The sequence below is a fragment of the Negativicutes bacterium genome (assembly GCA_018052945.1).
Taxonomy (GTDB): domain Bacteria; phylum Bacillota; class Negativicutes; order JAGPMH01; family JAGPMH01; genus JAGPMH01.
In genome coordinates, this window is the sequence record JAGPMH010000048.1 from 1 (window position 1) to 10729 (window position 10729).

The following is a 10729-nucleotide window of genomic DNA, read 5'->3' on the forward strand; positions in this document are numbered from 1 at the left end:
GGAATCATTACTCATTTTTGGGGTTGGCGCAGTATTTTTTTCTTGATTGCCATTGGCTTGGGTTTAAGTTTGATTGCTATAAAAAAAGTTCATGATGAATGGTATGGACAAAAAGAACCTTTCGATATAAAGGGGAGTTTGCTTTATTTTTTTGCTAGTACCAGCTTATTATATGGTTGCTCAAGTTATGCGGAAAATTATTATGGGAAATATTTGATGGCATTAGGGTTAATATTGTTTGTTGTGTTTGTGTTAGTACAAAGAAAAATAATTAATCCAGTTTTGAATATTAAATTATTTTCTAAGAATATAATATTTGCAATGTCTAATCTCGCCGCTATGATAAATTATAGTGCGACCTTTGCGATTAGTTTTGTGTTATCACTATATTTGCAGTTAATACAAAATTTGGACGCTCCGACCGCCGGCATGATTATTTTAATTCAACCGTTGTTAATGGCACTGTTTTCACCGTTGGCAGGGAGCTTGTCAGATAAAATTCAACCGAGAATTGTCGCAACGGTGGGGATGGCTTTAAATACTATCGGGTTAGTATTATTACTCTTTATCTCGGAAACAAGTAGTGTTTTTTATATCGCTGGAGCCTTGGTGATAATAGGATTAGGCTTTGCATTATTCTCGTCGCCGAATAATAATGCTATTATGAGTGCAGTTGAACAAAAAGATCACGGTGTTGCGGCCTCGGTGTTGTCGGCCATGCGATTATTTGGCCAAGGTTTTAGCATGGCCTTGGTTAATTTGTTTTTATCATTTTTTATAAACCTTGAACCTGATTATCATAAGGCGTTGTTACTTGGTTTTAAAAATATTTTTGTGGTTTTTAGTGGATTAAGCTTTGTGGGAATTTTTATTTCGCTGGCTAGAGGGAAGAATAAAGATAAATAGTTTTGTTGTAAGTGTTGCAAAAAAATATAGATAATGTTATAATTCTAAGGTCGTATGACAGTTAGGTTTAAAAAGTTTTTTTGAACCTTCCCTGCTCCGTAAGGAGCCATTAGTCCAGAGAGGGAGGTGATTTCGTGAGAAAATACGAAGTCATATTCATTGTTAAGCCACTTGATGAAGAAGCTATTAATGGTGTTGTTGCTAAATTCGAAAACATCATTACTACTAATGGTGGTAACATTGACAAGATTGATCGTTGGGGTAAAAAACGTCTTGCTTATGAAATAAAAGATAACACAGACGGATATTACTGCTTATTCTACATTACAGCTGAGCCTGCAGTTATTAACGAGGTTGACCGTGTAATGAAGATTACTGATGAGATCTTGAAACACATGATAATTAAAGACGAAGAATAATAAAAGCCAGGGGGAGTAAACCATGAATAAGGTTATATTGGTTGGGCGCCTTGCACAAGATCCGGAAGTTCGTTATACACAAGGTGGCAAAGCTGTTGCCAGCTTTAATCTTGCGGTAAATCGTTTTGGTGGTGGAAGTGCTCAAAAGGAGTCTGCTGATTTTATACCCATCGTAGCATGGGAGAAACTGGCCGAGATTTGTGGAAATAATCTTACTAAAGGAAGTCAGATCTTGGTTGAAGGACGTTTGCAAATCCGCTCTTATGAAACACAAGATGGTCAAAAACGTCGTGTTTCAGAAGTAGTTGCTCAAAGTATTGAGTTTTTAGGTAGTAAACGTGCGGCAGCAGAAGGTGGCTCGTCATCATCTGTTGATATGAACTCCTTTGGCAGTGAGGTCTTCCCTGAAGAAGAAATACCATTTTAAAGGGAGGTAAGTCCTATGAAACGTGAAAGAGGTAGAAAACCTAAGAAAAAAGTTTGTAGTTTCTGCGTAGATAAAGTTGAAGCTATCGATTATAAAGACGTTCCTAAATTACGTCGTTACGTTACAGAACGCGGTAAAATTTTACCACGTCGTATTTCTGGTAACTGCGCTAAACATCAACGTCAAGTTACAGTTGCTATTAAACGTGCTCGTAACATTGCGTTATTGCCGTTTACAGCTGAATAAAGCAAGTAAAAGAGCCTTTTTTGAGGCTCTTTTTTTATTAAAATTAATAATAATGTTAAGTTTTTGTGATGTTTGGCAGGAAGAAAGATATTTAAGTTAGAATATAATAAGATTAATTTCTTTAAAATAGAAGATGGTTTTAGGTGGCAAGAGGAGGAAAAATGGAGAAAACAACTAAGCCAATAATGGAAGGTGGCATTTTAGCAGGAATTGCGATTGTTATGGCTATGCTAGGAGTATATCTACCGTTATTGGGAATTGCGTTTATTTATACATGGTCAGTTCCGTTAATTGTGTTGGCAGTTCGCCATGATTTTAAGTGGAGTGTATTGACGGCAGTTGTTATAACAATTTTGACAGCACTGTTATTATCACCACTGACGGCATTGTCGTTAATGCTGATTTATGGTATTTTTGGGATTGCTATTGGGCAATGTATTAGGCTTAATTTTACTCCGATAAAAACAGTTATTATTTCAAGTATAGTGTCGATTTTATCATTAACACTTTACTTGAGCTTGAGCTTTATGTTAACAAATATAAATCCAATTGATGAACAAGAAAAATTTATTAGCCAAGTTAGTACTGTTGCGGTACAAGTTTATACTGAAGCAAATGTTCCGACTGAAAAAATTGCTGAAATAACAGAGGCAACTACCAAAATGGCAAGCGATGTAAAAATGTTATTTCCGCTCATTATTATTTGCTTTGGCTTTTTGAGCGTGTGGCTTAATTATAAGGTGGCGGGTCTGGTTTTAAATCGACTAGGAACTTTTGTTGAGCCTATTCCAAGCTTTAGTAATTGGCGATTTTCAACTTTGGCGTTGTATATTTACGCTTTTGCCTTGGTTGGCTTATATTGGGGAACTACCAGAGAAATTTACTTATTGAAGCAACTATCTTATAATATTCAGCAACTGGCTAATATTATAATGTTACTACAAGGGTTATCGTTGTGTTATTATTTGGCGAAAAAATATAATTTGTCAAAGATGGTCTGGAGTATTATACTGATTTTAATATTTTTAAATGGCTTTATGATTCAAACGGTGGCAATTGCCGGAGCGTTTGATATGATTATTGATTATCGCAAAAGAATTAATAATACCTAGAATAAATGGAGGGCAAAATTATGCCTCAAGGTTTTTCAAGCTGGATTGACACTTGTATCTATTTAACGGTTATATTGTGTTTGATGCTGATAATATTGGTTTATAATAAATATTTCGCATTTATGGGCTTTATATTGTTAGTCGCGTTATTTTTTTATGGGCGTGATCGTTATCGTGAACGTAAGAAAATTTTTGATAACTATGTTGAATGTGTAGCAAAAAATATCAATGAATTATCAAATTATGCCATTGATAAGTTTCCGATTGCTATTGCTGTAATAAATTCTGCCGGCAATGTTCAGTGGACTAATAATGAATTTAATAGCTGGTTTGAAGGTAAGGTTGAATACGACTGTAATATTTCAGAGGTTATTGCGGACTTACCGCTAGATAAAATGTGGGCTAAAGATGGAGAATTTGTGTTATTGTCTAATGAACGCTACTTTAATATTAAGCACCGTTTACTAGTAACACCGGGCGAACCGAAGGGGTTATTGGTTTTATATGTTGGTGATGTCACTGCGTTTGAAATGTTAAAGCAAGATTATTTATTAGAAATGCCCGCCTTGGCGTATGTACAAATTGATAATTATGACGATGTGCTACAAGGCTTAACTGATTCACAACGAACTGATGTTATCGTTGAAGTAAATAAGCTGTTAGAGGGTTGGGCTGGTGACGTTGGGGCCTTTATCAAAAAAATCTCGGAAGATAGTTATATTACTGTGCTAAATCGTAAGTCGCTTAATAAAGTTATCAATGATAAATTTGATGTTTTGGATAAAGTTAAAGCAGTTCATGGTGCAAATCGCTACCCTGTAACTCTTAGTATGGGGGTAGCAGTGGGTGCGGTTAATATGATTGACTTAGGAGAAATCGCACAAACTGGGTTAGACTTAGCACTAGGCCGTGGCGGTGATCAGGTTGTTCTTGATAATGAGGGCGCAAGACAATTTTATGGTGGGAAAGCTAAGGCGGTAGAAAAGCATACCAGAGTAAAAGCCAGAGTTGTGGCTCATGCACTGTATGAAACCATTTTAAATGCTGATTTTGTCTTGATTATGAGTCATCAAAATGAAGATTTTGATAGTTTGGGAGCAGCGATGGGTGTTGCTAAAATGGCTCGACATCTTAACAAAAAAGCTTATATTGCCGTTAGTGATTTTAATGTTTCGGTGAATCGTTTAATGGAAATGACCGCTGATTATGCTGAATATGATAATCTGTTTGTTGATCGGACCGATGCAATTGCCTTGGCGGCGGCTAATCCGGTGTTATTTGTTGTGGACACCCATATTCCGGAGATGACAGCAGTGCCGGAATTATTAAATAAGAGCGACAACATCATTGTAATAGATCATCATCGCCGATCAGAAAACTTCATCAATAAAGCCTTACTGGTTTACTTAGAGCCATCGGCCTCTTCTACGGCGGAATTGGTGACAGAATTGTTAATGTATTTTTCGGAAAATATTGATTTAACGAGGATTGAAGCTACGGGGCTGTATGCCGGAATTGTTGTTGATACGAAAAATTTTGCAGTACAAACCGGTGTTAGAACCTTTGATGCAGCGGCATATTTAAGGCGTGCCGGTGCTGATCCGGGCATTGTAAAAATGTTATTCCGCGAAGACTATGCAGAAACCGTAATTAGAGCGGAAGCAATTGCTAAGGCTGAAGCCTTGCCGAATGGTATTATAATTACAATGTGTAAGAAGCCGGTGAAAAATATCCAGGTAACAGCAGCGCAGGTTGCGGATGCACTCCTTAAAATTGATAAAGTTAAAATGAGTTTGGTTTTATTTCAATTAGAGGATGCTGTCGGCATTAGTGCTCGCTCTAATGGTGAAGTCAATGTTCAAATTATCATGGAAGAGTTTGGCGGAGGTGGACATCAAACTGTCGCTGGAGCACAAGTAAAAGAAATTAATATTGAAGAGTTGCGGTGTAAGGTACTTGATATCAGCACCAAATATATTGAGGAGAGTGAAGAAGATGAAAGTAATTCTACAACAAGAAGTTAAAAAATTAGGTAAAAAAGGTGATGTCATCGAAGTATCAGAAGGTTATGCAAGAAATTTTTTATTGCCGAAAAAATATGCAATTGAGGCGACAGCCGTTAATGTTAATAGTGTTAAACTAAAAAAAGAGTCAGAAGCCAGAAAACAACAGCAAGCGGTGGATGAAGCTAAATTAATGGCGGCACAATTAAGTAAAATTGAAGTAACTATTCCTGTTAAAATTGGTGATGGCGGAAAACTTTTTGGTTCAGTAACTGGTAAAGATATTGCTGATGTCTTGAAGGAAAAAAACAATATTGATATTGATAGAAGAAAAATAGAGCTTAAAGAAGGTATTAAAGCTGTAGGAGAATATGAAGCTGTTATTAGGGTTCATCCAGAAATAACAAGTAAAATTAAGGTTCATATAATCGCCGGCTAGGAAGAGGCTGTTAATGAGAAAGTTTTTAGATAAATTGATGAAAAAGAAACAAGAAGAACCAATAGAAGTTTTGCCTAATGTTAAATATGAAGAATTTAGCGGTCAAGTGGCCGCTTTATACACTTTATTAGCTAATATTTTTGGTTCTGATAAAATAATTTTACGCGCAGGTAATTTAGATGCGCTAGAGCAAATGCGTTCAGATGATTTATATGAACGCATTATTGCTCTGCAAAAACTAGTTTATGAAGATCCGACTATTGATAAGATTCCTAATAATGAAGAAATTCCGCAGATTTTAGATGATATTGAATATGAATTAGCTGATTTAATGGCAAGACGCAGTGTAGAAGATAAAATTGAGAAAAAAGTTGCGGAAAAAATGGAAGAGCGCCACCAAGAATATATTAAAGAAATTAGAATGCAGATTTTAAAAGATGAAGAAAAGACTTCAGAGAGCACGCAAAGTCTCAACCGTTTAGCAGAATTAGAAAAACTTGATAAAACCAAGTTGACGAAATCGGCAATGGAGTTATTGCGTCCGGCAACTTTAGATGAAGTTGTAGGACAAGAACGAGCAGTGGAAGCCTTGCGGGCAAAGTTGGCCTCGCCATATCCACAACATTTGATTTTATATGGACCACCTGGTGTTGGTAAAACTACAGCGGCTAGATTGGTGCTGGAAGAAGCTCGCAAAGCTAAATTCACTCCTTTTGCCGAGACTGCGCCGTTTGTAGAAACTGATGGTACGACGTTAAGATGGGATCCGCGGGACATGACTAATCCGTTATTGGGGTCGGTACATGATCCTATTTACCAAGGAGCAAGGCGTGATCTGGCTGATACCGGTATTCCTGAGCCTAAAACGGGCTTGGTGACTGAAGCTCATGGCGGAATTTTATTTATTGATGAAATTGGTGAAATGGATCCGATGCTACAAAATAAGTTATTGAAGGTACTAGAAGATAAAAGAGTGTTTTTTGATTCGACTTATTATGATGCTAATGATGAAAATGTACCTAAGTATATTAAAAAATTATTTGAGGAAGGTGCACCGGCGGATTTTGTAATGATTGGTGCGACTACTCGGGAACCTGAGGATATTAATGCAGCAATCAGATCGCGGTGTGCTGAGATTTATTTTGAGCCACTGACACCGAAACATATTCAAGAAATTGTAAAAAACGCAGCTAGTAAGCTTAATGTTGCGATTGATGAAGCTGTGCCCAAAATTATCTCTGATTATACGATTGAAGGTCGAAAGGCAATTAATATTTTGGCCGATGCGTATAGCTTGGCATTATATCGTAATGGTGATAATGCTGAAAATATCGTTATTGATAAAAATGATATTTATCGAGTGGTGCAAGTTAGTAGACTATCACCATATGTTAATAAAATGGCCGCAGAAAAATCTGAAGTCGGTAAAATTTTCGGACTTGGTGTCGCGGGCTACTTAGGCTCGGTGTTGGAAATTGAAGCGGTGTCTTTTGCAGCGAATGAAAAAGGCAAAGGCACTATTAGATTTAATGAAACCGCCGGCAGTATGGCTAAGGATTCAGTGTTTAATGCGGCGGCGGTAGTGCGAAAAATAACCGGAGAAGATTTAAGTAATTATGATGTGCACATTAATATTATTGGTGGTGGCCGAATTGATGGTCCTTCAGCCGGAACGGCAATTTTAATTGCGATTATTTCCGCCATTACTAATACCCCAATCAGGCAAAATGCTGCGCTTACCGGTGAAATATCGATTCAAGGCAAGGTTAAAGCCGTTGGTGGCGTATTCGAAAAAGCTTATGGTGCTAAACAAGCCGGCATTACAACTTTAGTTATTCCCAAGGAAAATGAACAAGATATTCCTAAAGAACATTTAGGACTTAACATCGTGCCGGTAGAAACGGCCGAAGAGGCGTTACAGGTATTGTTTGAAGAACCGATAAAGTAAAGATAGAAGGGAGGAACTTTTTTGATCGAAAGAGTACCACCACAAAATATAGAAGCAGAGCAAGCTGTTATTGGCGGAATGCTCATTGAAAAAGAAGCAATTTCAAAAGTTGCCGAATTTTTAAAAGCAGATGATTTTTATCGAGAAGCTCATCGCTTGATTTTTGAAGCAATGTTGGAATTGTTTAATAAAAATGAAGCAGTCGATTTGGTGACCGTAACAGAAGTATTGCGAAAAAATGATAAGTTGGAGGCTGTTGGTGGCATCGCGTATATAACTTCATTGGCCAATAGTGTCCCAACTGCTGCTAATATTAATTATCATGGAAAAATCGTTGAAGAGAAGGCTTTGTTAAGAGGTTTGATTAATTCTGCGACTCATATTGCTAGTATGGGCTATGAAGATACTGAAGCGGTTGCGGATATTATTGATAAAGCAGAAAAAATGATTTTAGAAGTTTCAGAGCGAAAAATGTCCGGTGATTTTGTACCGATTAAGAGTATTATTTTTGATGCTTTCGGCAAAATTGAACAATTATATGCTTCTAAAGGGGGCATTACAGGTTTAGCGACCGGTTTTAAAGATTTAGATAAAATTACTTCAGGGTTACAGCCATCAGATTTAATTTTAGTAGCAGCCAGACCGAGTATGGGGAAAACTGCGTTTACTCTAAATATTGCTTCGCATGTTGCAATCAGAGAGAAAAAGGCAGTGGCTTTTTTCTCTCTGGAGATGTCTAAAGAACAGCTGGTACAGCGGATGCTTTGTTCGGAAGCTACTATTGATTCACAACGATTGAGAATTGGTGAATTAGAAGAACGTGACTGGACGAAGTTAATTAGTGCGGCGGATCGCTTATCTTCAGCACCGATTTATATTGACGATACTCCGGGAATTACGGTGATGGAGATGCGTTCAAAAGCGCGTCGCCTAAAAATTGAACATGACTTACAACTAATTATTATTGACTATTTACAATTAATGCAAGGTAGCAGTAATAAAGGTGGCGATAATCGTCAACAAGAAATTTCAGAAATATCGCGTTCCTTAAAGGCGTTGGCAAGAGAGCTAAACTTGCCTGTCATAGCACTGTCACAGCTTAGTCGTAGCGTAGAGTCGCGACAAATTAAAAAGCCGATGTTGAGTGATTTGCGTGAATCAGGTTCCTTAGAGCAAGATGCCGATATTGTATCGTTTTTATATCGTGAAGATTATTATAATCCGGAAACAGAAAATAAAAACATTACCGATATTATTATTGCAAAACACCGTAATGGTCCGGTGGATACCGTTCAATTATTCTTCCACAAACAATTTACAAAATTCTGCGATTTATCGCGAGTGCAAGAATAAATAATGTTAATTATCGTTGTGGGCTGACAAATAAAAGTTGAAAATTAACTTTGACCTTTGTCGGTTCCACAGCGACAAACAGTTTTTAAAGATAAAAAACTGAACTTATACTTTACAGTAAAAAAGGTTATAAGCTGATTATTATGCTGTTATTGTAAATACAACCTAGTTAAAAATTGATAAAGATATTGACACTACTGGTTTGTAATGCTATGATAATCAAGGGAAAAAATGATTTAGTTATTAAACTCAGATTAGGATAAATCCTATTTGAGTTATTTTTATTGTTTAAAATAAAAAAATCCAAGAACTGTCTTGTTTTATATACTAAAATATCATGTATTATAGTGTTGGCAGTTTATTAAGGAGTGTAAAGTTATGTCATCTGTAGTTGTAATGGGGACCCAATGGGGCGATGAAGGTAAAGGGAAAATAGTTGATTATTTAGCGGAAAAAGCTGATGTTATTGTTCGTTATCAAGGTGGCAGCAATGCTGGTCACACAGTAGTAGTTGATGGCGAAGAATTTAAACTGCGCTTATTGCCTTCCGGTATTTTATATAAAGGGAAAAAATGTGTAATCGCTAATGGGGTTGTAGTAGACCCAGGCGTATTAATTGAAGAACTTAACGGGATGGTTAAAAAAGGTGTTGATATTGCTGGAATTAGAATTTCCAATAGAGCACATGTTATTATGCCATATCATAAAGTTATTGATGAGTTAGAAGAAGAAGCTCGTGGCGATCATAAGATTGGTACTACTAAACGTGGGATTGGTCCTTGTTATATTGACCAAAACAATCGTTGTGGAATCAGAGTAGTTGATTTAATGGATGAAGAAGAGTTTTCAGCTAAATTAAAAGCTAATTTAGAGGTTAAAAATCGTTTATTAAAAAACTTCTATGGTGCACCTGAACTTAATTATGAAGAGATTAAAGCTGAATATTTAAAATATGCTGAAATTTTACGCAAATATGTAATTGATACAGCTGCTGATTTAAATGAAGATTTAAATAATGGGAAAAAAGTGTTATTTGAGGGGGCGCAAGCAACAATGCTTGACCTTGACCATGGTACTTATCCTTACGTAACTTCTTCGCATCCTATTTCCGGTGGTGCTTGTGTTGGCGCTGGCGTTGGCCCAAATAAAATCAGTACAGTTTTAGGTGTTGTTAAAGCGTATTCTACTAGAGTTGGTGAAGGTCCATTTCCAACTGAACAGTTAAATGAAATTGGTGAAGCAATTCGTGATTTCGGACATGAGTTTGGTACGGTTACATCCAGACCACGTCGTTGTGGGTGGTTAGATGCGGCGATTGTACGCTATGCTGGTTATATTAGTGGTATTGATTATATGGCGATTACTCGTCTTGATATTTTAGATAAATTTGAAAAAATTAAGATGTGTGTTGCTTATAAATATAAAGGTGAAATTATCAACGAAATTCCTGCTAGCTTAAAAGTTTTAGCGGAAGTTGAGCCGGTTTATGAAGAATTTGATGGCTGGATGACTGACATTAGTGGTATTAAAACTTATGAAGAATTGCCGGCTAATGCTCGGGCATATGTTGAAAGAATGAGTGTAGTGACCGGTATTAAAATCGGGATAGTTTCCGTTGGACCTGGTCGTGAACAAACAATTATTGTAAAAGATATGTTCTAAAATATTACAATAATTATCAGGTTTTTGAAGCTAAATAAAAGGCGATTAATGGTAATCGCCTTTTTCATAAAATATTTTAATGATTTTGTTGACAAAGGCTATTCATTAAACTATAATATTATCTTGTGAGCAAGATGATCCACTAGCTCAGTCGGTAGAGCACCTGACTTTTAATCAGGGTGTCCCGCGTTCGAGTCGCGGGTGGATCACCATT

General features: G+C 36.6%; 10 protein-coding genes and 1 tRNA gene. All 11 read left to right on the plus strand.

Annotation, left to right across the window (positions count from 1 at the left end):
• On the plus strand, positions 1 to 906 hold a 906-nt coding region (locus KBI38_07030), incomplete at its 5' end, for an MFS transporter (protein MBP8629810.1).
• A 134-nt stretch (positions 907 to 1040) separates the two neighbouring features.
• Positions 1041 to 1325, plus strand: coding sequence for a 30S ribosomal protein S6 (locus KBI38_07035; protein ID MBP8629811.1), 285 nt, complete (start codon positions 1041 to 1043; stop codon positions 1323 to 1325).
• A gap of 22 nt (positions 1326 to 1347) precedes the next feature.
• The gene (locus KBI38_07040; GenBank protein ID MBP8629812.1) at positions 1348 to 1752 is read left to right on the plus strand and encodes a single-stranded DNA-binding protein; all 405 of its coding nucleotides are present in this window, start codon (positions 1348 to 1350) and stop codon (positions 1750 to 1752) included.
• Positions 1753 to 1767: 15 nt separating this feature from the next.
• The gene (locus KBI38_07045; protein MBP8629813.1) at positions 1768 to 1998 is read left to right on the plus strand and encodes a 30S ribosomal protein S18; all 231 of its coding nucleotides are present in this window, start codon (positions 1768 to 1770) and stop codon (positions 1996 to 1998) included.
• Between the two features lie 161 nt (positions 1999 to 2159).
• Positions 2160 to 3110, plus strand: a complete 951-nt coding sequence (locus KBI38_07050) for a YybS family protein (protein MBP8629814.1) — start codon at positions 2160 to 2162, stop codon at positions 3108 to 3110.
• 20 nt (positions 3111 to 3130) lie between these two features.
• Positions 3131 to 5134, plus strand: coding sequence for a DHH family phosphoesterase (locus tag KBI38_07055; GenBank protein MBP8629815.1), 2004 nt, complete (start codon positions 3131 to 3133; stop codon positions 5132 to 5134).
• Positions 5106 to 5552 carry a 50S ribosomal protein L9 gene (gene rplI, locus KBI38_07060; GenBank protein ID MBP8629816.1) on the plus strand — a complete coding sequence of 149 codons (447 nt, stop codon included), beginning with the start codon at positions 5106 to 5108 and terminating at the stop codon, positions 5550 to 5552. Before KBI38_07055 ends, rplI begins: the two co-directional genes overlap by 29 nt.
• 13 nt (positions 5553 to 5565) lie before the next feature.
• Positions 5566 to 7500, plus strand: a complete 1935-nt coding sequence (gene lonC / locus KBI38_07065; protein ID MBP8629817.1) for a Lon family ATP-dependent protease — start codon at positions 5566 to 5568, stop codon at positions 7498 to 7500.
• Between the two features lie 21 nt (positions 7501 to 7521).
• Positions 7522 to 8853, plus strand: a complete 1332-nt coding sequence (gene dnaB / locus KBI38_07070) for a replicative DNA helicase (protein MBP8629818.1) — start codon at positions 7522 to 7524, stop codon at positions 8851 to 8853.
• Between the two features lie 378 nt (positions 8854 to 9231).
• Positions 9232 to 10515, plus strand: coding sequence for an adenylosuccinate synthase (locus KBI38_07075; protein ID MBP8629819.1), 1284 nt, complete (start codon positions 9232 to 9234; stop codon positions 10513 to 10515).
• A 136-nt stretch (positions 10516 to 10651) separates the two neighbouring features.
• Positions 10652 to 10727, plus strand: a tRNA-Lys gene (locus KBI38_07080).
• The last annotated feature ends 2 nt before the right edge of the window (positions 10728 to 10729 follow it).